Genomic DNA, 25791 nt, shown 5'->3' with positions numbered 1-25791 from the left:
GGGAGATCGACTGATGCCGTCCTTCGACAGCGCACGTGAGCGATTCCGGCTCGGCCCCGCCCATCTGGGGGTCCTTGGCTGTTTTCACCAGGAGATGCCGGTCACGGCCGACCTGATCAACGGCAGGAAGGAGTTGCGGGACGCCGGCTTGATCGGTGACGACGACGCCGTCATCCCCGAGCTCGCCGACCTGACGCATGCCCTCGCCGAACCGATCGTGCTCGTCCACATCGAGATGACCGGAGGTCAGGGCACCACGAACCACGGCGCGGTCATCGGCAACGACGCGTGTTACGTGTACGAGGGGTGGCCGGGCGAACCGGAGTCGGAGTACGTCCCGACCGATCTCAGCACTCTGGTGTGGTCATTGGCGCGAGCGGTGGGCCTGCGTGACAGGGGCGCCAAGCCACCCGCGGCCGCGGTCATCACCACGACGATCGGTGCCATGGATGCCGGATTCGTGGCGCTTGCCGACGTAGGCACCGACGACGTGGAGAAGGCCGCCGAGCGGTTGCGCGCGGCGCTGGCCGCCGAGGGCGGGCTCGCCGATCCCGAACTGACGGTTTTCACCCGTCTTCTGTTGCAGCTCAACGGCAACTGGCGGATGACCGCGGCGTGGAAGAACCGGGAAGGCAGGGGAACCGACATTCGCGGTATCACGGTGCTCGATTGCGGACCACTCGGCTACTGGCTGCGTGAGCACCCCGCCGAGCCGATCCTGCCGGGGACGGTGACACCCGACAGCGAGCTCCGGCTGGTGTTCACCGAGGTGCCACGCGTCTGGGAGCTGATCACCGGACTCCTCCCCAGGCTCGATCGACTGCCCGCTGCGACGAAACGGTGAACGACGTGCACGAGTTCAATTTCGATCTCGTACGGCGGATGCCCTTCCGCTCCGCCGAGCGGCAGACCACCTACCTCTCCCTGACAGGTACGGCGGGGCGATACGGAGAAGTGGCCGTCACAGTGGGGACGGTTCCCCGGCAGGCCACGCTCACCGCACCGGGGCTACCCGAGGCGTCGGTCACCCATCCGGACGATCTGAAGCGGGGGCTCATCCTCATCGATGAGCGGACACGGCTCAGCGTGGGCGGGCTCCGGGCGACCCTCACGTGGAACCGGCGCTCTCTCGGTAAGAAAGGCCGTGGCATCTCCATAGGGCTGGGAGACCGCGGCTACACATACCTCCGGATCGGTGCGGGCGAGGAGGAACTGCGTGACGCCGAACGCGGCCCGCTCGTGCGTCAGCGCAACCGCTTCGGCAGCTCGACGGTCGGTGTGACCGTACTGCCGGCCGCCGAACCCGCCGACCTCGCTCTGGCCCTTGTCCTGCAAGGCGCCGACAGGACCGGGTTGACCATCACACAGACGGCGGTCTTCGGCGTTCTTTCATACCTTCACCCGGGACACGGCGATGTCTGACGCCGAGATCGTCTACGTGGAACGGCCCGGTAAGCCGAAGCTGTGGCTCGGTGTGCCCTGGGCGCTGTGCGCCGCGCTCCTGATCTGGTCCTGCTGGGACTACTGGACGGAGCATCATGAGATCCCGCTCGATGCCGTGCTCGTCCTGACCCCGCTGTTCTTCGGCATCGCCTCCATCCCCGGGCTGGTCTCGCTGAGCAAACGCCGTTACAACGCCATCACCCTGACGTCCCGGACCTTGCGCGTGGGCCGTCACACGCTGCCCGTCGCCGACATCACGCTCCATCCGCCCGCGACCGGCCGGAGACCCCGCCTGCTCGGCGGTGGGTACGACGTCCCGGTGGGCATGCAGGCCGTCGAATTCGGCGGGCGGGGCGGTGAGCACTACCTGGTGGCGGTGATGAACCCGCAGGCCTTTCTCGCCGCGTTGACCCAAGTGATCGCCGAGGCATGACGGCGATCGGCAGACGTACGTCGGCGCGGGTCCTGGGAACGCTCCAGCGGCCGCCGGGGGTGGGACGGATTTCATCCCCGGCGGCCGGTGGGCGTGGCCTCAGGACGCCCGCCGGCCCGCGGGGGTCCGCGGCTGCGGCTGCGGCTGCGGGTCCGGCTCGGCCGGACCGCCGGCCCGTTGCGGCGGCACGACCGGCGTGGGCCGCACGAGGCCGAGGGCGACGACCTCGTTGGCGAGCCGGGTGCGCCGGTTGGTGCCCTCCGGGATGCGGAACTTCTGGTACAGCCGCAGCAGGTGCTGCTTGACCGCCGCCTCGGTCACCACGAGGTCGTCGGCGATCTCCCGGGCCGTCGCGGGCGCGACGAACGCCTCGTCGGACAGCGCGGGGCGGCACAGCGACGTGAGCACGTCGACCTCCCGGCGGGTGAGCTCCGGCGCGGCGGCGCGGCGCAGCTCGACCTCGGGGGCGAGGTCCTCCCGCGGGATCCCGCCGACCCGGGCCCGGGCGGCCCCGAAGGAGACGACATCGCCGTCGTCCAGGACCCTCCTGGCGATCGGCCTGCCGTTCACTCGTGTGCCGTTGCGGGACAGGCCCAGGTCCACGACGTACAGGTAGGGCCCGCGACGGACGAATTCGGCGTGCAGCCGTGACACGCTCGGATCCGTCAGCCGGATGTCCACGCCCCGGCCGCGGCCGATCGTGGTGACGTCGGGGCGCAGCGGCACCACCTCGCCGCTGTCCTCGATCCGTATGAACGGCCCCTCCACGGCAGTTCCTCCCCAGGTAGCCCGCCGTTACTTTCCCTATAGCTGCGGCTTACCCACCCGTGGCGAGGGGGAATCGCCTTTGCCGTGAGCAGAATCAATCCTGAAATTGGTCTGGACCTTTGAGAGGTGCTTTACCTGCTCACGGGTAGACTTCGCACGGAGATAAGCGGAGGAAACACCCATGGCGGACAAGCCCACCAAAGGCCTCGCCGATGTCGTCGCCGCATCCACCGCGATCAGCGACATCGACGGCAAAGCCGGTCGTCTCTTCTACCGGGGATACGACATCCACGACCTGGCCGGCCACGCGACGTTCGAAGAGGTGGCCCACCTGCTGCAGCGTGGCACTCTGCCGACCCGCGAGCAGCTCGCCGGCTACGGCGAGGAACTGGTCGCAGGCCGCACCCTGGGCGCGCTCGCCGAGAGCAACATCTCCGAAATCGCGGCGAAACAGGCGCCCATGGAGGCGCTGCGCACGCTGGTCTCCCTGGCCGGCGCCGACGACCCGGACAAGGATTCCAACGCCGCCGACGCCAACCGCCGCAAGGCCGCCAGGCTCACGGCCCAGCAGCCCGTCCTCGTCGCCCGCTATCACGCGGCCAGGACGGGGGCGGACCTGCCGGAGCCCGATCCCGAGCTGAGCACGGCCGCGAACTTCCTGCTGCAGATCACCGGCCGCCGCCCCGAGCGGCGCGAGGTCGAGATCTTCGACACCTGCCTGGTGCTGCACGCCGACCACACGATGAACGCCTCCACCTTCGCCGCCCGCGTGTGCGCCGCGACGCTCTCCGACATGCACTCGGCGATCGTCGCCGCCATCGGCACGCTCAAGGGCCCCCTCCACGGAGGCGCGAACGAGCAGGTCATGCGTACGCTGGAAGCGCTGGACCCTCGCGGCGTCGCCCAGGCCGTGCGGGACAAGCTGGCGGCGGGCGAGAAGATCATGGGATTCGGGCACCGCGTCTACAAGACCGAGGACCCCCGGGCGACGCACCTGCGGCGGATGTCGCAGGAGCTGGCCGAGGCCTCGGGCGACGATACCTACTACCGGATGTCCCGGGAGATGGAAGAGGTCGTCTTCGCGGACAAGCACCTGTATCCGAACGTGGACTTCTACGCGGCGACCGTCTACCACTATCTCGGCATCCCGACGGACCTGTTCACGCCCGTGTTCTCGGTCAGCCGGATGTCCGGGTGGACCGCCCACGTGATCGAGCAGCACGCCGACAACCGCCTGATCCGGCCGGACAGCGAGTACATCGGCGAGCGCGACCGGAAGTGGGCGCCCATCGACGAGCGGTGACAGGGAGGCGCCGAGGACCACAGTGGCAGGCATGGGAGAGACGTGAGAACGAGTGAGAGCACGGCCTGGGGGCCGTGGCTGCTGGTGGCGGCGGGTGCCGCCGCCGGGCTGGGCGCGATCGGCCTGGGTGCGCCGGCGCCCGCGGGTGGTGCGATCATGGGATTCGGCTTTCTCTTCGGATCCCTGATCCGGGTGACGGTCTCCGACCGCCGGGCGGGCGCGCTCGCGGTGCGCGGCCGGCGGATGGACGCGCTCACACTGGCGGCGTTCGGCGCGGCGCTCGTCATCGGCTCGCTGCTCATGCTGCTGCGGCTGCACGACTCGTAGGGACACGACCTCGTCGCGGACTTACCCACACCCGTCCGATAGCCTCAACGGCCAGTGAGCCTCAAAAAGGACGTGCTGGCCAGTTAATTCAGAAGGGGAACCCCACGCATGCCCAAGATCAAGGTAGCGGGCCCGGTCGTCGAGCTCGACGGCGACGAGATGACCCGGATCATCTGGCAGTTCATCAAGGACCAGCTGATCCTTCCCTACCTCGACGTCGACCTGAAGTACTACGACCTCGGCATTGAGCACCGCGACGCCACCGACGACCAGGTCACGATCGACGCCGCCAACGCCATCAAGCAGTACGGCGTGGGCGTGAAGTGCGCGACCATCACGCCGGACGAGGCGCGGGTCGAGGAGTTCGGCCTGAAGAAGATGTGGAAGTCCCCGAACGGGACCATCCGCAACATCCTCGGCGGTGTCATCTTCCGCGAGCCGATCATCATGTCGAACATCCCGCGGCTCGTGCCCGGCTGGACCAAGCCGATCGTTGTCGGCCGTCACGCCTTCGGCGACCAGTACCGCGCCACCGACCTGAAGATTCCCGGCGAGGGCACGCTGACGCTGACGTTCACGCCGAAGGACGGCAGCGAGCCGATCGAGCTCAACGTCTTCGACTTCCCCGGCTCCGGCGTCGCCCTGGCGATGTACAACCTGGACGAGTCGATCCGCGACTTCGCCCGCGCCTCGATGCGGTACGGCCTCAACCGCGGCTACCCGGTCTACCTGTCGACCAAGAACACGATCCTCAAGGCGTACGACGGCCGGTTCAAGGACATCTTCGCCGAGGTCTACGAGACCGAGTTCAAGGCCGACTTCGAGGCCGCCGGGATCACCTACGAGCACCGCCTGATCGACGACATGGTGGCCGCCTCCCTGAAGTGGGAGGGCGGGTACGTGTGGGCCTGCAAGAACTACGACGGCGACGTGCAGTCGGACACGGTGGCGCAGGGCTTCGGCTCGCTCGGCCTCATGACCAGCGTGCTCATGACCCCCGACGGCCGCACCGTCGAGGCCGAGGCGGCGCACGGCACGGTGACCCGGCACTACCGCCAGCACCAGCAGGGCAAGCCGACCTCCACCAACCCGATCGCCTCGATCTTCGCGTGGACCCGTGGCCTGCAGCACCGCGGCAAGCTCGACAACCAGCCCGAGGTCATCGACTTCGCCGAGAAGCTGGAGCAGGTCTGCGTCGAGACCGTCGAGGGCGGTCAGATGACCAAGGACCTCGCGCTCCTGGTCGGCGGCGACGCCGAGTGGCTGACCACGCAGGACTTCCTCGCGGCGCTCGACGAGAACCTCAAGAAGAAGATGGCGCAGTAAGGCCTCTTCGTCGGCGGGGGCCGTCCGGAGTCGTTCCGGGCGGCCCCTTTCCCGTTACCTTCGGGTACGGACCGCTCGCCGCTTTGTCACGACTTCCTGACGTCACGGCGCGGTATCAGGCCGCGGAAGCGTCGCGCCGGGGCCGTAAAGTTCTGCTGGCCGGTACTTTGCCGAATCGTGGGGAACGGGGATGCCGCAGATCGCGCCGCTACAACCGGGGGATCCGACCAGGCTCGGTCCCTTCGTGCTGTCCGGCCGTCTGGGCGAGGGCGGGCAGGGCGTGGTCTACCACGGCCAGGACCAGGCCGGCGGACGGGCGGCGGTCAAGCTGCTGCACGTCAAGTTCTCCGGTGACGCGACCGCCAGGTCCCGCTTCGCGCGGGAACTGCGCGCGGCCCAGCGGGTGGCGAGCTTCTGCACCGCCCGGGTGCTGGCGGCCGACCTCGAGGGCGACACGCCGTACATCGCGAGCGAGTTCATCGACGGGCGGTCGCTGCGCGAGACCGTCGAGGCGGACGGGCCGCTGACCGGCTCTGGTCTGGAGCGCCTGGCGGTCGGCACGGCCACCGCGCTCACCGCCATCCACCAGGCGGGCATCGTCCACCGTGACTTCAAACCGGACAACGTGCTGCTGGCCGTGGACGGCCCCCGGGTGGTGGACTTCGGCATCGCCCGCATCCTCGACTCGACCGCCACGATCACCAGCCGGGCGATCGGCACGCCGGCGTACATGGCGCCCGAGCAGATCTCCGGCGGCAAGGTCGGGCCCCCGGCCGACGTGTTCTCCTGGGCCGCCACGATCGCGTTCGCCGCGACCGGGGACGTCGTGTTCGGCGGGACCTCGATCGCGGTCGTGCTCAACCGCATCCTCAACCACGACATCGACACCCGCATGCTGCCCGAGCCGCTCGGCGGGGTGGTCCGGGCGTGCCTGCGCAAGTCGCCGGACGAGCGGCCGACGGCCGACCAGATCCTGCTCAGCCTGCTGGGCCGTGCGGCGTCGGGCGACGCGTCGGCGGTCGTGCTGTCGGAGGGCGCCGCCCACGCGGCCGACCCCGACGCCACGCGGTTCGCGCGCACCGGTCCGGGCCGCGTCACGCCGACCGGCGCGGGCCCGTTGCCGCCCGGCGGCGTACGGACCGGGAGCGGCGCACCGGCCGGGAACGCCGCGTGGACCGGCGCCGGCGCGTGGACCGGGACGGCCGGGCAGGCGGGCACCACCGGGAACGACGTGCCGACCGGGGCGTCCCCGGCGTTCCGCGCGTCTCCCGGCCCCACCGACCCGAGGCCCGCCGGGTCCGGCGGGGCGGGCGCCGTGCCGGTCGGGGCCGGGCGCAGCGGGATCGGGCCTGCCGGGGCCGGGCCGGCGCGGCGCCGCCGGAAGGGCCCTCTCATCGGCGCGATCGCGGCCGCGCTCGCCGTCGTGGCCGCCGCGGGCGCCATCCTGGCCGCCAAGACCGGCTTCGCGTTCGGCGGCGAGCCCGCGCAGAGCGGCACCGGCGACGCCACCGTCGCGTCGCGGTCCCCGCGCCCGAGCGCGACGTACGCCTCGGTGTACGAGAAGGCGCTGAAGACCAGGCGGCTGACGATCGGCGTGCGGGGAGACGTGCCCGGGGTCGCGCTGCAGCAGTCGAACGGGTTCAGCGGGTTCGACGTGGACGTCGCCACGTCGATCGCCAGAAGCCTCAAGGTCCCCGCGAAGGGGATCACCTTCCGCAGGGTGGGCGTCGGCGACCGGGTGCGGTCGCTGGCCGACGGCAGCGTCGACATGGTCGTGGCGACCTACTCCTACGACGACAACCGCGGCGACGCCGTCACCTTCGCCGGGCCGTACTACACGGCCCACGCCGACCTGCTCGTGCTCGCGGGCTCGCGCATCAAGAAGCTGGAGGACCTGGCCGGACGCCGGATGTGCGCGCCCGCCGGCAGCAGCATCGCCCGGCTCGTCGCGGACAAGGCGGGCGTCGAGCAGGTCCCGGTGGGCGACTACGCAGAGTGCATGAACCTGCTGACGCGCGGCGAGGTCGACGCGGTCCCCGGCGACGACCTGATCATCGCCGGCTTCGGCAACCGGGTGGCGAGCCTGAAGCTGTCGGTGCTCGGCCTGCGGCTCACCGACCAGCGCTACGCCGTCGGCCTGCCCAGGAAGGACGTGCGCACCTGCAAGGCCGTGGCGGACGCGATCACCCGGATGTACGACGACGGCACGATGCGCGCGCTGCTGCGCAAGCACTTCGGCAACGTCGACTTCGACCCCGAGCGGGACGCGCCGCCCATGCTGGCCTGCCGCTGAGCCCTCCGGCCGGCAAGGGAGAGGTCAGGCCCGGCGCCCGATCGCGGCGATGGCGTCGTTCGCCCACGCGAGGGTCGTGCGGGTCTGCCGGATGCCGAGGTCCAGGGCGAGGTTGCCGAACCTGACCCCGGTCGTCCCCTCGGGGACGGGTGAGGAGTGCTTGATCGCCCAGAGGGCCTCCAGCTCGGCCAGCTTGTGCTCCACGTACGCCTTCAGCCGTTCGAGGACGGCCAGCGCCTCCCCGGGGTCGAGCAGCGGGAGCAGGAACGCCTGGAGCGCGACCTCGTTGCGCGCCGGGCCCGTGGGGTCGTGCCCGACCAGCCAGGCGCGCAGCTCCGCGCGGCCCTCCGGCGTGATCGCGTAGATCTTGCGCCCCCGTGCGCCCTCCGCCTCGACCGTCACCAGCCCGTCCGCGGTCATCTTCGCCAGCTCGGGATAGATCTGGCTGTGCCCGGCCTGCCAGACATGGGCCACCGACTTCTCGAACGCCTTGGTCAGGTCGTAGCCGCTCGCCGAGCCGTATGCCGTCAGGAGACCGAGAAGAGCGATGCGCAGGGACATGCCCCCACTATATATCTGGGTTGACATGTCTATTCTTACATGTCACCTTCGACACATGCGATCCAGAAACGGACTCCTCCTGTTCGCCGTGCTCGGCGGCATGTTCCTGGCGATGCTCGACCAGACGATCGTCGGCACCGCGCTGCCGAGGATCACCGCCGAGCTGGGCGGCACCGGCCTGTACACCTGGGTGGTGACCGCCTATCTCCTCACCTCGACCGTCACGGTCCCGTTGTACGGCCGGCTGTCCGACGCGTACGGGCGCAAGCCGCTTCTGCTGATCGGGGTGGTCCTGTTCCTGCTCGGCTCGATCCTGTCCGGGATGGCGCAGAGCATGGGGCAGCTCATCGCCTTCCGCGGCGTGCAGGGGCTCGGCGCGGGCGCGCTGCTGCCGCTTTCGCTGGCACTGGTGATCGACCTGTTCCCGCCGGAGCGCAGCGGGCGGGTGCAGGGCGCGCTCGGCGGCGTGATGGCGCTGAGCTACATCGCCGGGCCGTTCCTCGGCGGGCTGTTCACCGACCACGCGAGCTGGCGCTGGGCCTTCTACGTGAACGTCCCGATCGGCGCCGTCCTGGTGGCCATCATCGTGTGGCGGCTGCCGTACCGGCCGGGCCACGGCGGGGCGCGGCCCGACTACCTGGGCATCGCCGTCTTCAGCGCCGCGATCAGCGCGCTGCTCGTCGGGCTGACCGAGAAGGGGATCGACGGCCACACCTGGACGAGCGGGCCGGTCGCCGGGCCGATCGGCGTGTCCCTGGCGCTGCTCGTGGTGTTCGTCCTCGTCGAGCGGCGGGCCGCCGAGCCGATCGTGCCGCTCCACCTGTTCGCGAACGGCACGTACTCGCTGGTCAACGTCGCGTCGTTCTTCACGGCGTTCTGCATGTACGCCGGGGTGGTGTTCCTGCCGCGCTACTTCCAGGAGGCGCACGGCCTGAGCGCAACATCCTCCGGGCTGCACATCTACCCGCTGATGCTGGCGATGGTCGTGGGCAGCGCGGTCACCGGCGCCCTGATCTCGCGTACGCGCCGCTACAAGCCGTGGCTGGTGATCGCGCCGTTCTTCCTGGTCGCGGGCACGGCGCTGTGCGCGAACCTCGCGGTCGGCACCTCGACCCCGATGCTCGTCGCGTGGATGGCGCTGATCGGGCTCGGGATGGGGCCCATGCTGTCCGGACTCACCGTAGCGATCCAGTCGGCCGTGCCGCCCCGGTACATCGGCACGGCCAGTGCGAACCTGACCTTCTTCCGCCAGATCGGCGGCTCGGTCGCGCTGGCCCTCGCCGGCACGGCGTACACGTCGGTGGTCACGCGGGAGGCGCCGGGGCACGGCCTGCCGGCGGCCCACGCCGCCGCGACCGCGACCGTCATCCCCTGGCTCGGGGTCGTGGGGGCGGTCGTCGCCCTCCTCGCGCTCGCGCTGCTGCCGCGGGGCGGGGTGCGGCTCGGCAGGCCCGCACCCCAGCAGGACCTCGTCGCCGCCTGAGACGGGCCCCTGACGAGCGTGTGAGGGGCGTGGGACGGACGCGTGGGACTCCAGCTCAGCGGCGCTGTGCGCGGCGTGTCGGACGGTGCGCGGGGCACGTCCGGCACGGTTGAATTGATCTCAAGCGTTCGGGGGAGCGGCATGGGTCGTAGGGTCGTCACGGGTTTGGTCTGTGTGTTCGTCGCCGGAGCGCCGCAGCCGGCGCTCGCCTTCTCCGGGGAGGCGCCCCGGCCGGTGCCGGTGAAGGAGCCGTTGCAGAATCCGTGGGGCGCGGCCGACCTCGAGGTCGGCATCACCGCCTCGCCGAAGGTGGCGCAGCCGGGGCAGCCGTTGACCTACCACGTCACCGTCCACAACAAGGGCCCGGGGGACGCCGTGCTGCCGACCCTGCGGGTGCGGCTGCCCAAAGACTTCCAGGTCGTCAACGTCGGCGTGGCCGAGTGCGAGCCGGGCGAGGCGCGCAACCGGGTCGTCTGCCGCTCGTCCGACGACGTCCTGTCCGGCGGCTCGGGCGACATGACGATCACGGGAGTGATCGCGCCGGGCGCGCACGGCCCGTTGCGGGCACGGGCCGACCTGACCTCCGAGGTGATCGACCAGGACGAGACCGACAACACGGCCGAGGCCGTGACCAGGGTCGACGAGGGAGCCGACCTGGCGATGCGGTTCCGCTCCTCGACCCGGTTCATCCGCCCGGGCCACTGGTTCTCCGTGCGGGCGGAGGTGCGCAACCGCGGGCCGCGCGTGGTGCGGGACGCGTACGTGTTCTTCCAGCCGCGCGAGGCCCGGCTGCTGTCCGCGAGGGGCGGGCGCTGCCGGGGGAACCGCCAGTTCGTGGGGTGCTCGCTGCCGCCGATCAGGTCGGGGTCGCGGGGGCTGCTCGAACTGGTCTTCCGGGTGCCGTCCCGGGCCTCGCACGCCGTGGCCACGATGGCCACCGTCTATTCGCGTCGCTACGGCGACCGCCGTCCGGCCAACAACAAGGCGAGCGTACGGGTGGCCCTGCGCCGCGCCTGAATGCCGCCGAAACAGGCCGACACCAGGGGCGTCGGGGGTTCAGGCGGGCTTCGTGGAGGCGGTCCAGGCGTCGGCGACCATGTCCCGCAGCGTCGTGTGGACCGGCTTCCAGCCCAGCTCCCGCCGGATCTTCTCCGACGACGCCACCAGGACGGCCGGGTCGCCGGGACGGCGCGGCGCGACGGTCGTCGGGATGGGGTGCCCGGTCACCTCGCGGCAGACGTCCACGACCTCCTTGACCGAGAAGCCCGTGCCGCTGCCGAGGTTGTAGATCCGGTGCTCGCCGGGAGTGCAGGCGTCGAGGGCGAGCAGGTGCGCCCGGGCGAGGTCGGCGACGTGGACGTAGTCGCGGACGCAGGTGCCGTCGGGCGTGGGGTAGTCGGTGCCGAAGACGCCGACCGACTCGCGCTCGCCGAGCGCCACCTTGAGGATGTTGGGGATCAGATGGGTCTCGACCGTGTGCCGCTCGCGGAACTCGCCGTACGCTCCCGCCACGTTGAAGTACCGCAGGCTGACCGCGCCCAGGCCGTACAGCCCGGCGAAGGCGGTGAGCGCGGTGTCCACGGCGAGCTTGGACGCGCCGTAGGGGTTGCCCGGGCGGGTCGGGTCGGTCTCCAGGATGGGCGTGCGCTCCGGCTCGCCGTAGGTGGCGGCCGTGGAGGAGAACACGATCCGGTTCACCCCGGCCTGCCGCATCGCGTCGAGCAGCGCCAGCGTGCCGCCGAGGTTGTGCGACCAGTACAGCCCCGGCTTCTCGACCGACTCGCCCACCAGCGACTTCGCCGCGAAGTGCAGCACGGCGTCGTACCCGTCGGCGAGCACGCCGCCGGCCTCGGTGATCGACGCCTGCACGAACGAGGCCCCGGACGGCACCGCGTCGGCATGCCCGGTGGACAGGTCGTCGAGCACCGTGACCTCGTGCCCCTCCTCAAGGAGTTGCGCCGCCACGACGCTGCCGATGTACCCGGCTCCACCAGTAACCAGCAGCTTCACTGTTTGCTCCTGTTCGAGCGTGTTGGATTATGTACGTACAGGGCCTAGCTTACGCGCTTCCCATGAGGAGCGGGTTAAATGCCACCAGTACCGCAATCTCAGCAAGTCGGGGGGTTGCGACGACCGGTCTGGCACGCCTGACACCCGAACGGACTGATGACGTTGAGCAGCGTCGCGGTGACCATCGCCCTGGTTCTGATATTCATCCTGATCGGCGGATTCTTCGCCGCGGCCGAGATGGCGATGGTCTCGCTGCGGGAGAGCCAGATCCGCCGCCTGAGCCGCGAGGGACGCCGCGGCGCGCGGGTGCAGAAGCTCGCCCGCGACCCCAACCGCTTCCTGTCCGCCATCCAGGTCGGGGTGACCGTGGCGACCGTGCTGTCGGCCGCGCTGGGCGCCGACGCGCTGGGCCCGCGGTTCGCCCCGGTCCTGGAGGCGTGGGGCCTGCGCAAGAGCGTGGCCGCACCGGTCGCGTTCGTGGCCGTGACGCTGTCCATCTCGTACGTGACGCTGGTGCTCGGCGAGCTGGCGCCCAAGCGGCTCGGCCGGCAGCGGGCGGAGAGCCTGTCGCTCATGACCGCCCCGCTGCTCGACCGGATCGCCATGCTGTCGAGGCCGGTGATCTGGCTGCTGTCCAAGTCGACCAACGGCATCGTGCGGCTGCTCGGCGGCAACCCGTCCGCCGACAGGGCGGCCATGACCACCGAGGAGCTGCGTGACATGGTGGTGGGCCACGCGGAGCTCACCCAGGACGAGCGCGACGTGATCGCCGAGGTGTTCGCGGCGGGCAAGCGGCAGCTCAGGGAGGTCATGCTGCCCCGTACGGAGGTCGAGTTCATGGCCGCGGACACCCCGCTCGCCGAGGCGGCCGTGCTCGCCGCCGCCATGCCGCACTCCCGGTTCCCCGTTTACCGCGACACCTACGACGACGTCATCGGGTTCGTCCACGTACGCGACCTGCTCGACCCGGTCCGCACCGGACGGCTGGAGCCGATCAGCGAGGTCGTGCCGATCCGCCCGGTCAAGCTCGTGCCGGCGAGCAAGCGGGTCCTCGCCACGCTCGCCGAGATGCGCGACGAGGGCCACCACCTCGCCATCGTGGTGGACGAGTACGGCGGCACCGACGGCATCGTGACGCTGGAGGACCTGGTCGAGGAGCTCGTGGGCGACATCCGCGACGAGTACGACGAGAGCGGCGACGCCGTCCGGATGATCGCCGGAGACGTGGAGGTCGAGGGGCTGGTCAACCTGGACGAGTTCCACGCGCAGACGGGCGTGCGGCTGCCCAGCGGGCCGTACGAGACCCTGGGCGGGTACGTCATGGCCGCCCTCGGCCACCTGCCCCAGCGCGGCGAGGTCGCCGAGGCGCCGGGCGTCAGGCTGACCGTGACCGAGATGGACGGCCGCCGCGTCTCCCGCGTCCGCGTCACCCGCAATCCCCCCGAGGACGCGGCGCCGGCGGCGGCCGGCTGACCGGCGGGCGTGCCCGGGGGGCGCTCCGGGGAGCGCGGGCTCAGGCGCACCCTCTCCGCCTCACCGAAGCGGACCAGGCCGGGAGTACGTCGGTGATCCGCGGACGGGTCACGGACCAGAGTTCGCGCCCTCGCCCCGGCGCGAGTTCCTGGCCTCCGAGGAAGGCATAAGAGGTCTTGTCGAAGATGAGCGATTCGCGGCCCCGGTCGTCCGCTCGGGTCACGGCGATGCCCGATTTGCCGGTGGCGTCCTTCAGTTCTTCCATCTCGATGCCCGGCAGGGTCGCGGTGATCTCGAAGACGGCCGCCTGCAGCTTGGGCGGGACCGGGCTGCCGAGGATGCTGACGGCGCCGTACCAGGTGCGGGTCGCGGCGTCCTTGCCGAGGACCATCTCGTCACCGCGTTCGGCCAGCTTGTGCCGGAGCCGCTCCTGGTCGGTCGGCCACCCGCGGAGGTCGGCGTAGGTTCGGCCGTGCTGGAAGGGGCACCGGGTCAGGAGTTCCTTGTACTCGTCGCCCCGGGGGCTGGACCTCGCCGGCTTGTGCCACAGGAGTCCCGGGCGGGAGCCGTCGACGGATGCCCAGACCTCGCCCGTGATGTGGCGCGGACCGACGTTGGGCACCCCGTCCTCGCTGCGCGTATACGCGATCAGCTCGTAGTGGAGGTACTGGTCGTCCCGGGGTTCCGGCCATGAGACGGCGGTCGCGGCCTCGGCCGCCAGTCTCAGGACCTCGGCGGCGCTCGCGGGCGCGGACGGGGTGAGCGTCTGGACGGCGATCGTTCCCGCTGCCATCGCCGCGACCAGGCCGCCTGCCGGCATCAGACGCCGCAGACCGGCCGCGCGGGCCCGAGGCCGCCGCTTCGCGCGGGCTTCGGCCAGGAGGGCGGTACGGGCGGGAGCGAGACGGTCCGCCGTGGGGTGCGGCTTGTCGGCGAACAGGTCACGGAGCTCGGTCAGGTCGGTCAGCTCGTTCATGAGGTCTGCTCCGTCGTGGGGTCGATGCTGCCGAGGGCGTCGCGGACGGTGGCCCGCGCGCGATTGAGGCGGGAACGGACTGTTCCGATCGGGATGGACAGGGCGCCCGCGACCTCCTCGTAGGTGAGATCGGCCCAGGCCACGAGTAAGAGCACGTCACGGTCGCGGGCCTTCAGCGAGGCGAGGGCCCGGGCGAGAGGCCGGCGTACGGCATGCGCGCTCGCCCGATCGAGAGCGTGATCCGCGGCGTCGTCCGCATCGGGAAGGACGCCCACCTTCGCGTACGCCTTGTAGCGGTGTGTCTCGGCGCGTTGATGCCGGCGGATGAGGTTGGTCGCGATGCCGTACAACCAGGGGAGGGCCTCCGGACGTGCGGTGTCGTAGTCGCGGCGCTGCCTGAACGCGGCGAGGAACGTCTCGGAGACGACGTCGTCGGCCGTGTCGTCGCCGAGCCGGCGGGCCACATAACGGTGGATGTGTCCCGCATGCCGGTCGAACAGCACGGCGAAATCCTCGGGATCTCGCCACGACCGTTCGATGAGGGCGGCGTCAGACAGGGTCGTACTGAGCGGCATGTGGGTGGGCCTTCCCAAGGAAGCAGTGTCGCCCGTCTTTCACACGAGTCGGCAAACGGGTTCACGGGACGCCGCGCCCGCTCCGCGCCGCGTCTGTCGCGGGCAGCCCGCGACTGCTGACAGAATTGGCGCATGGCTCTCGCTCGCGTCCTGTCCGGTATCCAGCCCACCGCAGACTCGTTCCACCTGGGCAACTATCTCGGCGCCATCCGCCAGTACGTCGCGCTGCAGGACACCCATGAGGCCTTCTTCTTCATCGCCGACCTGCACGCGCTGACCGTCGCGCCCAAGCCCGAGGAGCTGCGCCGGCGCACCAGGATCGCCGCCGCCCAGCTGTTCGGCGCGGGGCTCGACCCGGAGCGCGCCGCGGTCTTCGCGCAGAGCCACGTGCGCGAGCACAGCGAGCTCGCCTGGTACCTGATCTGCCAGACCGGCATGGGCGAGGCCGGGCGGATGACGCAGTTCAAGGACAAGTCCGCGCGGTACGGCGAGAGCTCCGCCAGCGTCGGCCTGTTCACCTACCCCATCCTCCAGGCGGCCGACATCCTGATCTACCAGGCCGACCAGGTGCCGGTCGGGGTGGACCAGAAGCAGCACCTGGAGCTCAGCCGCGACCTCGCGCAGCGCTTCAACAGCCGCTACGGCCAGACGTTCAAGGTGCCGAGCCCGTACATCCTCAAGGAGGTCGAGAAGATCACCGACCTCCAGGACCCGACCGCGAAGATGTCCAAGTCGTCGTCGAGCCCGCAGGGCATCCTCGACGTGCTCGAGGAGCCGAACGTCCTGCGCAAGAAGGTCATGCGCGCGGTGACCGACACCGGCAGCGAGGTCGTGGCCGACGAGGAGAACAAGCCGGGCGTCACCAATCTGCTGCGGATCCTGTCCGCGCTGACCGGCACGCCGATCCCCGAGCTGGAGACGCGGTTCGCCGGGCAGGGATACGGCGCCTTCAAGAAGGAGGTCGCCGAGGCCGTCATCGAGACGTTCTCCCCGATCCGGGAGCGTACGGAGAAGCTGCTGGCCGACGAGGCCGAGCTCGACCGGCTGCTGGTCGCGGGCGCCGCCCGTGCCCGCGCGGTGGCCCGCGAGACGATGGAGCAGGTCCGCGAGCGCCTCGGCCTTCTCCCCGCGCCGCACTTCGAGTAGACCGCGACCGAGCGCGGCCGCCGACGCGGGCCGCGTCCGCCGCAGGCATCGACACGCCTTCTCCGGGTAGACAAAGCCGATGGGGATGGCGTTGGTCGACCAGGTCACGCGGCGCGTCGACGCGGTCCGCGCGTGGGGCCGGATGCGGATCGAGCGTGACCGGATCCGCTTCCCCTGGCTCGACCACCTCATCCGGACCGTGCAGCGTTACCAGGTGCAGTCGGGGGACCGGCTGGCGGGCGCGATCACCTACTTCGCGTTCCTGTCGTTCTTCCCCGTGATCGCGCTGGCGTTCGCCCTGTTCGGGTACGTCGTGACGGTCCGCCCGGACGCGCTCGCCACGCTCACCGAGGCGATCAACAGCCAGCTTCCCGGGCTCGCGGATCAGCTCCACATCGACCAGCTCGCCGGGGCCCGGGCCCGGGCCGGGATCATCGGCCTGCTCGGCCTGCTGTACGCCGGGCTGGGCGCCATGGACGCGCTGCGCGGGGCCCTGCGCACCGTCTGGATGACCTGCGAGCCGCCGCTCAACTACTTCCTGGGCAAGCTCCGCGACCTCGTCGCGCTCGTGCTCATGGGCCTCGTCATGCTGATCTCGGTGATCGTGAGCGGGTTCGCCACCGGGGCCACGAGCACGGTCGCCGGGTGGCTGGGCCTGGGCTCCTCGCCGCTGGCCGGCGCCGGGGTCTGGATCGCCGGGATCGCCGCGAGCCTCCTCGCCGACCTGCTGCTCTTCCTGGTCATCCTCGGCTGGGTGGCCAAGCCGTCGCAGCCGTTCCTCGTCGTGCTCAAGGGCGCGCTGCTGGGCGCGGCCGGCTTCGGGGTGCTCAAGCAGCTCGCGGCGCTGATCCTGGCCGCCACCCTGCGCAACCCGGTGTACGGCACGTTCGCGGTCGTCGTGGGGCTGCTGCTGTGGATCAACCTGTCGGCCCGGGTCATCCTCTACGCCGCCGCGTGGACGGCGACGGCCACGCTCGGCCCGCCGCCCGAGCCGACTCCGCTTCCTTCGCCCGCGATCACGCCCACCGCCGGTCCCGCCTGACCGCGCTCCTCGGCGCGTCCCCACCGCGCTTCAGCGCGGACGCAACCCGTCGAGCGCGGTCTCCACGACGCTGTCGGCGTACTCGGGGGTGAGCGGGCCGCCGCGCTGGAGCCACCGGTTGAGCAGCGGTCCCCACAGCATCTCGACGGCGACGTCCAGGTCGAGGTCGCGGGACAGCTGCCCGGCCCGTTGCGCGCTGCGCAGCCGCTGTTTCTTCAGCTCCTTCATCGGCCGGTCGAGCCGTTCGGCATAGGCCGCGGCGAGCGCGGGGTCGTGCAGGATCTCGGTGGTGAGCGCGCGCATCGGCTCGTCGTAGCGCGGGTCGTTCAGCTCGGCCACGGTGGCGCGCAGGACCGTCTTCAGGTCGGCTTCCAGGTCGCCGGTGTCGGGCAGGGCCGCCGAGTCGTCCTCCCCCTCGGAGAGCATGAGGAACGCGTCGAAGAGCACCGCGCCCTTGGAGGGCCACCATCGGTAGATGGTCTGCTTGCCGACCCCGGCCCGGGCGGCGATCCCCTCGATGCTCAGCTTCGCGTAACCGACCTCGCCGACGAGTTCGAACGCCGCGGTGAGGATGGCCCGCCGCGAGGCCTCGCTGCGGCGTCTGGTGCCGGGGGCCGTGCCGTGCTGTGCCGTCATGGCCACGAACCTACCAGAGGCGAGACGAGACGATCCGTCTTGACAAGTTCCCGTGAGTGACATGAGGATCGACAGAGCCAAGACGAACCGTATCGTCTACTTTCGGGAATGGAGCCGCCATGCGTACGCCGACGACCGCAGGTCCGGGACGGGTCTGGTTCATCACCGGGGCGGGGCGGGGCCTCGGCCGCGCCTTCGCCCGGGCCGCGCTGGAGACCGGGGACCGGGTGGTCGCCGCGACCAGGACCGTGGCACCGCTGGGGGACCTGGCCGCCGCATACGAGGACAGGCTGCTCGTGCTCCCGCTGGACGTCACCGACCGCGCCGCGGTCTTCGCCGCGGTCGCCCGGGCGACCGAGCGCTTCGGCCGGCTCGACGTCGTGGTCAACAACGCCGGCGTCCTGTCCATGGGAATGGTCGAGGAGTTCACCGAGGCCGAGGCCCGGGCGCAGATGGAGACGAACTTCTTCGGCGCGCTGTGGGTCGGTCAGGCCGTCCTGCCCTGCCTGCGCGCCCAGGGGTCCGGGCACATCGTGCAGATCTCCAGCATCGGGGCGCTCGGCGGCTTCCCCACCACGGGGCTGTACAGCGCGAGCAAGTTCGCCCTGGAGGGCATGAGCGAGGCGCTGGCGATGGAGGCCGCGCAGTTCGGGGTCAAGCTCACCATCGTCGAGCCCGGCGGCTACTGGACCGGCCTGTACGCCGGCATGACCACGGCCACGCCGCTGCCGGACTACGCCCCTCTGCGGGCCGAGCTGGAGAAACAGTGGGCCGAGGGGTCGGTGGACAGCGATCCCCGGCTGGCCGCCGCGGCCGTGCTGAAGCTCGTCGGCAGTGACGACCCCCCGCTGCGGCTGCTGCTGGGCGGCACGGCCTACGACCTGGCCTTCGACGTCTCACGCCGCCGCATGGAGACGTGGGCCCGCTGGGAGGAGGTCAGCCGCGCCGCCGAGCACGCCATCCCCGCCCCTCCCGATCTCTAGTGCCGCGACGGGGCGGGCATCGGCGGGGGAGGCATCAGCCGGCCGCGTCGCCGGGCGTCCTGCGGCGCCGGCGCAGGCCGTACGCGCCGGCGGCGAGGACCACGAGGGCGCCGCCGCCGATCAGCAGGGGAGTGGCCACGCCGGAACCCTTCGACGCGGGGTCCTCGCCGCGTGCCCGGGCCGCGCCCGCGGTCCCCGGCGTCGGAGAGGCGGGCCGTACGGCCAGGGGGGAGGACGAGGGCTTGGGGTCGGGCACGGGCGCGACCAGCTCGCCCACCGGGGTCACCTTGCCCCTCGCGGCGAAGCCCCAGTCGAGCAGCTTGGAGACCTCCTCCCAGAAGCCGCCGGGGTGATGCATGATCGCGACGATGACGGTGTGGCCGTCGCGCCTGGCCGCGCCCACGAAGCTGCCCAGGGCCTTGGACGTCCAGCCGTTCTTGACGCCGAGCATGCCCTTGTAGCGCCCCAGCAGCCTGTTGTGGTTGGCCATCTCGTAGTAGGCGGGCCGGGGGGACTCGCTGGCCTCGGCGTCGTCGCGGCGCTTCTTCTTCTTGTCCTTCTTGAGGTAGTCCTTGGGCGCGGGGAACTTGGCGACCTTCGTGCCGACGTACTCGCGGAAGTCCGGCATCGCCAGCCCGGCCCGGGCGATCAGCGCGAGGTCGTAGGCCGAGCTGCGCTGGCCCGGCTGGTCCAGGCCGTTCGGCGTCTTGGCCACCGTGTCGTACGCCTGGAGCCTGCGGGCCTCCTTGTTCATGTCGGCGAGCGTCTTCTTCAGGCCGCCGTTGGCCTCGGCGAGCGCGACCGCCGCGTCGTTGCCGGAAACCATGAGCAGCGCCCGCATGAGGTCGTCGATCTTGTAGATCGGCTCGGGGACGATGCCGACGGCGCTGCCCTCCACGTTGCAGGCCTCCTCGCTCGGCTTGACCTTGCGGTTCTTGTCGAGCTTGGGGATCAGCGTGACGGCCGTCAGCGTCTTGAGCGTGCTCGCCGGCAGGTAGTGCCCGTGCGGGTCCTTGGCCGCGAGCACCTGGCCGGTCTCGGCGTCGGCGATGACGTACGACGAGGCCTCGGTCTTCGGCGGCGCCTTGACGCCCGCGGGGGCGATGATCCCGTGGCCGGCGAGCAGGTCCCCGCCGACGGTGCCGTTTCCCGTGCCGTTCTCCGCCACGGCCGTGCCGGTCTCCCGCGACGCCAGGTCCGGCACGGCCGGCGCGCCCGCGGCGGGAGGGGCGCCGAGCAGCGCCGTCGTCAGCACCCCCGCCGTCGTCACGGCGGCGAGGACACGATGGTTCGTCCGCATAGATGGCTCAGCCTAGCCTCGACTGCCTTCGCATGAAGCGACATATGCCCCATATGCCACAGGGCCACGCGGGGGCCGCCGATACTGTGAGTCATGACGAGACGTGTATCGGTCTTTCTCGTGGCACTCGCCGCCTTCATGATCTTCGAATGGATCAACCTCGCCTTCAATCTCGCCGACGGGCATGAGACGTCCTTCTACGTCGTCCACGGCGTGCTCGTCGCGGTGAACATCCTCCTGGCACTGGCGCTCGGTGCCGTCGGCGTGCGGGGATGGATGAGGGGTAGGGCCTGACCTGGAAACGACCTTGTCCGATGTGACCTGAGTGTCCACAGGGACCGAACGTGATGGAGGCAAGCTTTGGCGATCGACTTCAATCCCTCGCGTGGCGCGACGCTCGGCGTGGAGTGGGAGCTTCAGCTCGTCGACAGGCACACGCGTCATCTCCGCCAGGACGCCAAAGAGGTGCTCGCCGCGGTGCCCGACCTCAGCGAGGGGCAGCGGCCCAAGGCCATGCACGAGCTCATGCAGTCGCAGATCGAGATCGTCACGGACGTCTGCCACACCGTGGCGGAGGCGGTGCAGGACCTGAAGAAGAGCCTCGAGCGGCTGACCGAGGCCGTCGAGCCGCGCGGCATGGGACTCGCCTGCACGGGGACCCACGCGATCAGCGACTGGCGTGACGCGGTCTACGCGCCCAGTCAGCGCTACGTGGAGCTGGTCGAGGAGATGCAGTGGCTCGCCTGGCGGATCCAGACGTTCGGCGTGCACGTCCACGTGGGGGTCAAGGAGCGGGACAAGGTCATCCCGATCGTCAACGCCCTCGCGGCGTACCTGCCGCACTTCCTCGCGCTCACCTCCTCCAGCCCCTACTGGGGCGGGCAGGACACCGGGCTGGCGTCGAGCCGGGCCATCGTCTTCGGCTCGCTGCCCACGGCCGGGCCGCCGCACCTGCTCGCGGACTGGGCCGAGTTCGAGGAGTACATGGACACACTGCTGCGGGCGGGTACGATCCGCAGCATCAAGGAGGTGTGGTGGGACATCCGGCCGCATCCCGACTTCGGCACCATCGAGATCAGGATGTTCGACGGGATCCCGACGCCGCGCGAGGTGGGCATGGTGACCGCGCTGTCCCAGTGCCTCGTGCAGCAGTTCGACCAGCAGCTCGACCGGGGGTACAAGCTGCCGCATCCGGCGGCGTGGGTGGTGCGCGACAACAAGTGGCGCGCCACGCGGTACGGCCTCGACGCGGACGTCATCACCGATGACCATGGCTCCACGGCGCCGGTGCGCGACGTATTGTATGAACTTCAGCGCGAACTCGAACCGGTCGCCGAGCGGCTCGGCTGCGTCGACGAACTGGCGGTCGTGACCGAGGTGCTGGAGCAGGGCAGCTCATCCGAGCGCCAGCGGGCGATCCTCGCCGACGGAGGGACCCTCCAGGACGTGGTCGACGCCACGCTCATCGAGCTCGCGGAGGACAGGTTCGTGACCTCGAACCCCAACCGCGAGATCGGACAATCGGGCAGCTGACTGGGTAGGGCCTGACATGTCCGGCAACAGTGCCTCAGTTCTGACAACGTGCGGAGGCCGGTGTAAATACTGGGCAATCCGCCGTATCGGAGGGTCGCGGCGTGAAAGGATTGTGAATGAAGGGTCGGTGGAGGCGAGGCGCCCGCTCGACCCTTTTGGGCTTTTTTTGTGACTTTGCATGATCATATGGTGATCCGGCGACCCGTGGCGGGACGGCTCGCCGGAGAAGGGAAGTTCCGTGGCCACCTCATCGAAGCTCGCAGCGCCGGACGCGGCCGTGCCGGGAAGTAGCGACCTGGCCGGGCAACTGGCGGAATTCCTTCGCGGGCACAACGATGAGCTGATCGAGTTCCGGCGCGACGTACACGCGCACCCGGAGATCGCCTTCAGCGAGCATCGCACGACCGAGAAGATCGCTGAGCGGCTGACGGACGCCGGGCTCACCCCGCACCCGCTGTCGCGCGGCACCGGCCTGTGGGTGGACCTCGGCCGGGACGAGGGCCCCACGGTCGCCCTGCGCGCGGACATCGACGCGCTGCCCATGGAGGACGAGAAGGACGTCCCCTACCGCTCCACGAACTCGAACGCGTGCCACGCCTGCGGTCACGACGTGCACACGGCGGTCGTCCTCGGCGCGGGGCTGTTCCTGGCGTCGCAGGCCGACGCGGGAGCCCTCCCCGGCCGGGTGCGGCTGATCTTCCAGCCCGCCGAGGAGGTCGCGGGCGGCGCACTGGAGGTCATGCGCGACGGCGGCCTGAACGAGGTCGACCGGATCTTCGCGGTGCACTGCGACCCGCGTCTCGACGTCGGTCACGTCGGCCTGCGGACCGGCCCGATCACCGGGTCCTGCGACAGCCTGCGCATCCGGGTCGCGGGTCCGGGCGGGCACACCGCCCGGCCGCACCTGACCGTGGACCTGGTCTACGCGCTCAGCAAGATCGTCACCGAGCTGCCGGCCGCGCTGTCGCGCCGCGTGGACCCCCGCTCCAGCCTCAGCCTCGTTTGGGGGCAGATCTCCGCGGGCTCGGTGGCCAACGCGATCCCGGACGTCGGGGTGGCCCAGGGCACGGTCAGGTCGCTCGACGAGGAGGCCTGGCACCAGGCCCCCGACATGGTCAAGACCCTGCTCGACTCGGTCGCGGGCGCGTACGGCGTGGACGCCGAGATCGACTACCGGCGCGGCACTCCGCCCACGGTGAACGAGGCCACCAGCATCCAGATGCTGCACGACGCGGTGAACCAGATCGTCGGCGACGGGGCGGCCGTGCCCACGCCGCAGAGCCTCGGCGGCGAGGACTTCTCCTGGTACCTCGAGTCGGTGCCCGGCGCGCTCGCCCGGCTGGGCACCCGGCCGGTGGGGGCCGTCGACGAGGTCGACCTCCACAGGCCGCAGTTCGACGTCGACGAGCGGGCGATCGGGATCGGCGTCAAGGTGCTCGCCGCCACGGCGCTGACCGCGCTGTGGGGCGGCGCCCGCTGACCCCCGTCCGTCGAACCGGCCGACCCCGCCGAGCCGTACGCCGCCCATGCCCGACGCATCCCCCCTGCGCCCGGAAGATCCCCGGCACCTCGGGGACTACCGCCTCACCGGCCGCCTCGGCGTAGGCGGCCAGGGAGTCGTCTTCCTCGGTGCGGCAGGCGCGGCAGGCGCGTCGGGCGGGCCGGTGGCCGTGAAGCTCCTGCACGCGCGGCTCGACGACGCCTCCGCCCGGCGCGCGTTCGCCCGGGAGATCGAGGCGGTGCGCCGGGTGGCGCCCTTCTGCACCGCACAGGTCCTCGACGCCGACCTGGACGGCGACCGGCCGTACATCGTGAGCGAGTACGTCGACGGCCCGTCCCTGCGGGAGCACGTGCGGGCGGCGGGCCCGCGGACGGGCGGGGACCTCGACCGCATCGCCGTGGGGACGGCCACCGCTCTGGCCGCGATCCACCGGGCGGGGGTCGTCCACCGCGACTTCAAGCCGGGCAACGTGCTCCTCGGCTCCGACGGGCTGCGGGTCGTCGACTTCGGCATCTCCCGCCTCGCCGACGCCACCGCGACGACGGGAGACCCGGTCGGCACCCCGGCCTACATCGCCCCCGAACAGCTTCAGGGGCGGCCCGCGGGGCCGGCGGCGGACATGTTCTGCTGGGCGCTCACGCTCGTCTACGCGGCGAGCGGCAGGCAGGCCTACACCGGCGAGACGCACGCGGCCGTGATGGCCCGCATCCTGTACGGCGCCCCGGACCTCGGGCCGCTCACCGGCCTGCTGAAAGACCTCGTCGTGGCGTGCCTGGCTGCGGAGCCGGCCGACCGGCCGGACGCGGGGCAGGTGCTGAGCGCCCTGCTCGGCCGGGCCCCGGGGCGACCGGGTCCTTCCGTGCCGGGTCCTCCGGGGCCGAATCCTCCCGTGCCCACTGCCACCGGGCCGTATCCGGCCGGACCCGAGCGGACGGTGCCCGACCGGGAGGGGCCCGACCGGGAGGCGCCCGAGCGGACGGTGGCTGAGCGGACCGAGCCCGAGCGGACGGAGAACGACCGGACGGAGAACGACCGGACGGAGAACGACCGGACGGAGAACGACCGGACGGAGAACGAGCGGGTGGCGCACGGCGGGACCGGCGGACGGCGTCCCGGGCGGGCGCGCGTGGTGGCACTGGCCGCCTCGATCGCGGCCGTCGCCGTCCTCGCCGCGCTGGGCGTCGCGTGGGCGCTGACGGACCACGGGCCCGCGCACCCGGACGGGACGTGGACAGGCGTCGCCACCCACCCCTCGGCCGGCCGGGTCTTCCCGGTCGAGATCCGTCTCGCCGAACCGGCGCGGATGCGGTGGGGCGCCGACCTGCACTGCTCCGGCCGCCTCACCCCCGCGGGCGGGTCGGACGCGGTGCTCGTGCTGACCCTCGACCGGGTGAAAGGCGACGCCTGTCATCCGGGAAAGGTCACGATCACATGGCGGGGCGAGAGCGCCGCCGGCTTCGAGGTGACGCGCGAAGGCGAAGAGGCCGCCCGCTATTCCGGATCCATTACCCGCACAAACTAACTCAAATGGAATAAACCTGTCAGAGGCGCGGCGCGTTCTCCGCCCTCGTCGAGGGGTATCGCGGACAGTGGGACCACCCTGGTTAGGAGGTCCGATTGCGGGCGATCCGGGCGGTGACGGCGGGCGCCGTCGCCCTCGCCGTCGCCGCCGCGGCGGGATGCCGCGGCGGGGCGGACGCCGCGCCGCCACACACCGGCCCGCTGCGGGTCGGGCTCGCGTACGACATCGGCGGACGGGGCGACAAGTCGTACAACGACGCCGCGGCCGCCGGGATCGACGAGGCCAAGCGCAATCTGAGCGGAATGCGGGTGAAGGAGGTGGCGGCCGCGCGGGGCGAGCCCGCCCGCCGCAAGGTGGAGCGGGTGCGGGCGCTCGCCGAGGCCGGGTACGACCCGATCATCGCCGTCGGCTACTCGTACGCACCGGCGCTGAGGCGCATCGCTCCGCGGTTCCCCCGGACACGTTTCGCCATCCTGGACGAGCCGTCCGTGTCGGGTCCCAACATCACGAACCTGCTGTTCGCCGAGGAGCAGGGCTCGTTCCTGATGGGCGCGGCGGCGGCCATGAAGTCGCGCACCGGCGACGTCGGCTTCGTCGGGGGCAACCGCTCCCCGCTGGTCAGGAAGTTCGAGGTCGGCTACGTCCAGGGTGTGAAGCACGTGAACCCGCGGGCGCGGATCAGGATCGTCCATCTCACCGGCCCCCACGACCTCCGCGGATTCGAGAGCCCGGCGAAGGCGCGCAGGGCCGCCCGGCGCATGTACCGCGCGGGAGCCGACGTGATCTACCAGGTGGCCGGGGCCTCGGGGGCCGGGGTGTTCCGCGCGGCGAAGTGCGCGGGGGCATGGGCGATCGGCGTCGACTACGACCAGGCCAAGAGCGCCGATCCCGCCGTTCGCGACGTGATCCTGACCTCGATGATCAAAAGGATCGACGTCGCGGTCTACGACTACCTCGCCGACGTCGCCGATCGGACCGTCACCAGCGGTCGGGTGGTGTACGACCTGAAGCTCGGCGGTGTCGACTACAGCCTCACCGGCGGCCACATCACGGACATCCAGCCGCGGCTGGAACAGCTCAAGCAGGAGATCATCCACGGCAGGGTCAAGGTTTCCCCAGGCTGACGCCCCGGTCACGGTGCGGACTGGGCTCAATAA

At 71.2% G+C, this 25791-nt stretch carries 25 protein-coding genes; 18 read left to right on the top strand and 7 right to left on the bottom strand.

The features are described from left to right. Nucleotides 1–13 precede the first annotated feature (13 nt). The 3 genes from AAH991_RS10245 to AAH991_RS10235 are packed head-to-tail and all read left to right on the top strand — an operon-like array spanning nucleotide 14 to nucleotide 1876. A complete protein-coding gene (locus AAH991_RS10245; RefSeq protein WP_346225528.1) occupies nucleotides 14–844 on the top strand; it encodes a hypothetical protein in 831 nt (276 codons plus the stop codon). Then, the gene (locus AAH991_RS10240; protein WP_346225527.1) at nucleotides 841–1422 is read left to right on the top strand and encodes a hypothetical protein; all 582 of its coding nucleotides are present in this window, start codon (nucleotides 841–843) and stop codon (nucleotides 1420–1422) included. The genes AAH991_RS10245 and AAH991_RS10240 overlap by 4 nt, the downstream gene beginning before the upstream one ends. Continuing rightward, nucleotides 1415–1876, top strand: coding sequence for a hypothetical protein (locus AAH991_RS10235; protein WP_346225526.1), 462 nt, complete (start codon nucleotides 1415–1417; stop codon nucleotides 1874–1876). The genes AAH991_RS10240 and AAH991_RS10235 overlap by 8 nt, the downstream gene beginning before the upstream one ends. A 99-nt stretch (nucleotides 1877–1975) precedes the next feature. On the opposite strand, the gene AAH991_RS10230 is transcribed toward AAH991_RS10235, so the two are convergent. Next, entirely contained in the window at nucleotides 1976–2644 is a 669-nt protein-coding gene (locus AAH991_RS10230; RefSeq protein WP_346225525.1) for an FHA domain-containing protein, read from the bottom strand. Nucleotides 2645–2825: 181 nt separating this feature from the next. Between AAH991_RS10230 and AAH991_RS10225 the strand changes: the two genes are divergently transcribed. The 4 genes from AAH991_RS10225 to AAH991_RS10210 all read left to right on the top strand — a co-directional run bounded on the left by AAH991_RS10225 (nucleotide 2826) and on the right by AAH991_RS10210 (nucleotide 7893). Beyond that, the gene (locus AAH991_RS10225; RefSeq protein WP_346225524.1) at nucleotides 2826–3947 is read left to right on the top strand and encodes a citrate/2-methylcitrate synthase; all 1122 of its coding nucleotides are present in this window, start codon (nucleotides 2826–2828) and stop codon (nucleotides 3945–3947) included. Between the two features lie 42 nt (nucleotides 3948–3989). Next, complete coding sequence (locus tag AAH991_RS10220; protein WP_346225523.1) at nucleotides 3990–4274, top strand: DUF3017 domain-containing protein; 285 nt, start codon at nucleotides 3990–3992, stop codon at nucleotides 4272–4274. A gap of 108 nt (nucleotides 4275–4382) precedes the next feature. Further along, on the top strand, nucleotides 4383–5600 hold the full coding sequence (locus AAH991_RS10215; RefSeq protein WP_346225522.1) for an NADP-dependent isocitrate dehydrogenase: 1218 nt from the start codon (nucleotides 4383–4385) through the stop codon (nucleotides 5598–5600). Between the two features lie 190 nt (nucleotides 5601–5790). Next, the gene (locus AAH991_RS10210) at nucleotides 5791–7893 is read left to right on the top strand and encodes a protein kinase domain-containing protein (protein ID WP_346225521.1); all 2103 of its coding nucleotides are present in this window, start codon (nucleotides 5791–5793) and stop codon (nucleotides 7891–7893) included. Between the two features lie 24 nt (nucleotides 7894–7917). On the opposite strand, the gene AAH991_RS10205 is transcribed toward AAH991_RS10210, so the two are convergent. Further along, the gene (locus AAH991_RS10205; protein WP_346225520.1) at nucleotides 7918–8454 is read right to left on the bottom strand and encodes a PadR family transcriptional regulator; all 537 of its coding nucleotides are present in this window, start codon (nucleotides 8452–8454) and stop codon (nucleotides 7918–7920) included. Nucleotides 8455–8509: 55 nt separating this feature from the next. On the opposite strand from AAH991_RS10205, the gene AAH991_RS10200 reads away from it, so the two are divergent. Next, a complete protein-coding gene (locus AAH991_RS10200) occupies nucleotides 8510–9937 on the top strand; it encodes an MDR family MFS transporter (RefSeq protein WP_346225519.1) in 1428 nt (475 codons plus the stop codon). Between the two features lie 141 nt (nucleotides 9938–10078). After that, on the top strand, nucleotides 10079–10954 hold the full coding sequence (locus tag AAH991_RS10195) for a CARDB domain-containing protein (protein ID WP_346225518.1): 876 nt from the start codon (nucleotides 10079–10081) through the stop codon (nucleotides 10952–10954). Nucleotides 10955–10993: 39 nt separating this feature from the next. Here the strand turns inward: AAH991_RS10195 and galE are convergent, their stop codons facing one another. Further along, on the bottom strand, nucleotides 10994–11947 hold the full coding sequence (galE, locus tag AAH991_RS10190) for a UDP-glucose 4-epimerase GalE (RefSeq protein WP_346225517.1): 954 nt from the start codon (nucleotides 11945–11947) through the stop codon (nucleotides 10994–10996). 156 nt (nucleotides 11948–12103) lie between these two features. On the opposite strand from galE, the gene AAH991_RS10185 reads away from it, so the two are divergent. Next, entirely contained in the window at nucleotides 12104–13420 is a 1317-nt protein-coding gene (locus AAH991_RS10185; protein ID WP_346225516.1) for a hemolysin family protein, read from the top strand. A 40-nt stretch (nucleotides 13421–13460) separates the two neighbouring features. Here the strand turns inward: AAH991_RS10185 and AAH991_RS10180 are convergent, their stop codons facing one another. Both AAH991_RS10180 and AAH991_RS10175 read right to left on the bottom strand, forming a co-directional pair. Further along, complete coding sequence (locus AAH991_RS10180; protein ID WP_346225515.1) at nucleotides 13461–14396, bottom strand: CU044_5270 family protein; 936 nt, start codon at nucleotides 14394–14396, stop codon at nucleotides 13461–13463. Further along, nucleotides 14393–14971, bottom strand: coding sequence for an RNA polymerase sigma factor (locus AAH991_RS10175; protein WP_346225514.1), 579 nt, complete (start codon nucleotides 14969–14971; stop codon nucleotides 14393–14395). The genes AAH991_RS10180 and AAH991_RS10175 overlap by 4 nt, the downstream gene beginning before the upstream one ends. Before the next feature lie 132 nt (nucleotides 14972–15103). On the opposite strand from AAH991_RS10175, the gene trpS reads away from it, so the two are divergent. Both trpS and AAH991_RS10165 read left to right on the top strand, forming a co-directional pair. Then, nucleotides 15104–16117, top strand: a complete 1014-nt coding sequence (gene trpS / locus AAH991_RS10170; RefSeq protein ID WP_346225513.1) for a tryptophan--tRNA ligase — start codon at nucleotides 15104–15106, stop codon at nucleotides 16115–16117. Between the two features lie 79 nt (nucleotides 16118–16196). Beyond that, nucleotides 16197–17159 carry a YihY/virulence factor BrkB family protein gene (locus AAH991_RS10165; protein WP_346225512.1) on the top strand — a complete coding sequence of 321 codons (963 nt, stop codon included), beginning with the start codon at nucleotides 16197–16199 and terminating at the stop codon, nucleotides 17157–17159. Nucleotides 17160–17189: 30 nt separating this feature from the next. On the opposite strand, the gene AAH991_RS10160 is transcribed toward AAH991_RS10165, so the two are convergent. After that, complete coding sequence (locus AAH991_RS10160; RefSeq protein WP_346225511.1) at nucleotides 17190–17795, bottom strand: TetR/AcrR family transcriptional regulator; 606 nt, start codon at nucleotides 17793–17795, stop codon at nucleotides 17190–17192. Between the two features lie 119 nt (nucleotides 17796–17914). Between AAH991_RS10160 and AAH991_RS10155 the strand changes: the two genes are divergently transcribed. Continuing rightward, nucleotides 17915–18778: an SDR family oxidoreductase gene (locus AAH991_RS10155; protein ID WP_346225510.1), complete on the top strand. Its 864-nt coding sequence runs from the start codon at nucleotides 17915–17917 to the stop codon at nucleotides 18776–18778. A gap of 34 nt (nucleotides 18779–18812) precedes the next feature. On the opposite strand, the gene AAH991_RS10150 is transcribed toward AAH991_RS10155, so the two are convergent. Beyond that, nucleotides 18813–20078 (bottom strand): D-alanyl-D-alanine carboxypeptidase, encoded by a 1266-nt coding sequence (locus tag AAH991_RS10150; protein WP_346225509.1) that lies wholly within the window; start codon nucleotides 20076–20078, stop codon nucleotides 18813–18815. 93 nt (nucleotides 20079–20171) lie between these two features. Here AAH991_RS10150 and AAH991_RS10145 point away from each other — a divergent pair, with 93 nt between their 5' ends. The 5 genes from AAH991_RS10145 to AAH991_RS10125 all read left to right on the top strand — a co-directional run bounded on the left by AAH991_RS10145 (nucleotide 20172) and on the right by AAH991_RS10125 (nucleotide 25758). Next, the gene (locus tag AAH991_RS10145) at nucleotides 20172–20372 is read left to right on the top strand and encodes an SCO4848 family membrane protein (protein WP_169985388.1); all 201 of its coding nucleotides are present in this window, start codon (nucleotides 20172–20174) and stop codon (nucleotides 20370–20372) included. A gap of 66 nt (nucleotides 20373–20438) precedes the next feature. Continuing rightward, nucleotides 20439–21611 (top strand): glutamate--cysteine ligase, encoded by a 1173-nt coding sequence (locus AAH991_RS10140; RefSeq protein WP_346225508.1) that lies wholly within the window; start codon nucleotides 20439–20441, stop codon nucleotides 21609–21611. A gap of 238 nt (nucleotides 21612–21849) precedes the next feature. Continuing rightward, on the top strand, nucleotides 21850–23091 hold the full coding sequence (locus AAH991_RS10135) for an amidohydrolase (protein WP_428833967.1): 1242 nt from the start codon (nucleotides 21850–21852) through the stop codon (nucleotides 23089–23091). 46 nt (nucleotides 23092–23137) lie between these two features. Continuing rightward, nucleotides 23138–24634 carry a serine/threonine-protein kinase gene (locus AAH991_RS10130; protein ID WP_346225507.1) on the top strand — a complete coding sequence of 499 codons (1497 nt, stop codon included), beginning with the start codon at nucleotides 23138–23140 and terminating at the stop codon, nucleotides 24632–24634. A gap of 95 nt (nucleotides 24635–24729) precedes the next feature. Then, on the top strand, nucleotides 24730–25758 hold the full coding sequence (locus AAH991_RS10125; protein ID WP_346225506.1) for a BMP family lipoprotein: 1029 nt from the start codon (nucleotides 24730–24732) through the stop codon (nucleotides 25756–25758). Nucleotides 25759–25791: the final 33 nt, after the last annotated feature.

It is taken from the genome of Microbispora sp. ZYX-F-249, from assembly GCF_039649665.1.
Taxonomy (GTDB): domain Bacteria; phylum Actinomycetota; class Actinomycetes; order Streptosporangiales; family Streptosporangiaceae; genus Microbispora; species Microbispora maris.
This window is presented reverse-complemented; position numbering and strand designations above follow the sequence as displayed.

What these genes read in the sequence shown, in the direction of transcription:
- AAH991_RS10155 (WP_346225510.1), top strand. Translation starts at nt 17,915, where the DNA reads ATGCGTACGCCGACGACCGCAGGTCCGGGACGGGTCTGGTTCATCACC.
- AAH991_RS10130 (WP_346225507.1), top strand. Translation starts at nt 23,138, where the DNA reads ATGCCCGACGCATCCCCCCTGCGCCCGGAAGATCCCCGGCACCTCGGG.
- AAH991_RS10215 (WP_346225522.1), top strand. Translation starts at nt 4,383, where the DNA reads ATGCCCAAGATCAAGGTAGCGGGCCCGGTCGTCGAGCTCGACGGCGAC.
- AAH991_RS10210 (WP_346225521.1), top strand. Translation starts at nt 5,791, where the DNA reads ATGCCGCAGATCGCGCCGCTACAACCGGGGGATCCGACCAGGCTCGGT.
- AAH991_RS10205 (WP_346225520.1), bottom strand. Translation starts at nt 8,454, where the DNA reads ATGTCCCTGCGCATCGCTCTTCTCGGTCTCCTGACGGCATACGGCTCG.
- AAH991_RS10195 (WP_346225518.1), top strand. Translation starts at nt 10,079, where the DNA reads ATGGGTCGTAGGGTCGTCACGGGTTTGGTCTGTGTGTTCGTCGCCGGA.
- AAH991_RS10175 (WP_346225514.1), bottom strand. Translation starts at nt 14,971, where the DNA reads ATGCCGCTCAGTACGACCCTGTCTGACGCCGCCCTCATCGAACGGTCG.
- AAH991_RS10180 (WP_346225515.1), bottom strand. Translation starts at nt 14,396, where the DNA reads ATGAACGAGCTGACCGACCTGACCGAGCTCCGTGACCTGTTCGCCGAC.
- AAH991_RS10165 (WP_346225512.1), top strand. Translation starts at nt 16,197, where the DNA reads ATGGGGATGGCGTTGGTCGACCAGGTCACGCGGCGCGTCGACGCGGTC.
- AAH991_RS10185 (WP_346225516.1), top strand. Translation starts at nt 12,104, where the DNA reads ATGACGTTGAGCAGCGTCGCGGTGACCATCGCCCTGGTTCTGATATTC.
- AAH991_RS10145 (WP_169985388.1), top strand. Translation starts at nt 20,172, where the DNA reads ATGACGAGACGTGTATCGGTCTTTCTCGTGGCACTCGCCGCCTTCATG.
- AAH991_RS10235 (WP_346225526.1), top strand. Translation starts at nt 1,415, where the DNA reads ATGTCTGACGCCGAGATCGTCTACGTGGAACGGCCCGGTAAGCCGAAG.
- AAH991_RS10160 (WP_346225511.1), bottom strand. Translation starts at nt 17,795, where the DNA reads ATGACGGCACAGCACGGCACGGCCCCCGGCACCAGACGCCGCAGCGAG.
- AAH991_RS10150 (WP_346225509.1), bottom strand. Translation starts at nt 20,078, where the DNA reads ATGCGGACGAACCATCGTGTCCTCGCCGCCGTGACGACGGCGGGGGTG.
- trpS (WP_346225513.1), top strand. Translation starts at nt 15,104, where the DNA reads ATGGCTCTCGCTCGCGTCCTGTCCGGTATCCAGCCCACCGCAGACTCG.
- AAH991_RS10200 (WP_346225519.1), top strand. Translation starts at nt 8,510, where the DNA reads ATGCGATCCAGAAACGGACTCCTCCTGTTCGCCGTGCTCGGCGGCATG.
- AAH991_RS10245 (WP_346225528.1), top strand. Translation starts at nt 14, where the DNA reads ATGCCGTCCTTCGACAGCGCACGTGAGCGATTCCGGCTCGGCCCCGCC.
- AAH991_RS10225 (WP_346225524.1), top strand. Translation starts at nt 2,826, where the DNA reads ATGGCGGACAAGCCCACCAAAGGCCTCGCCGATGTCGTCGCCGCATCC.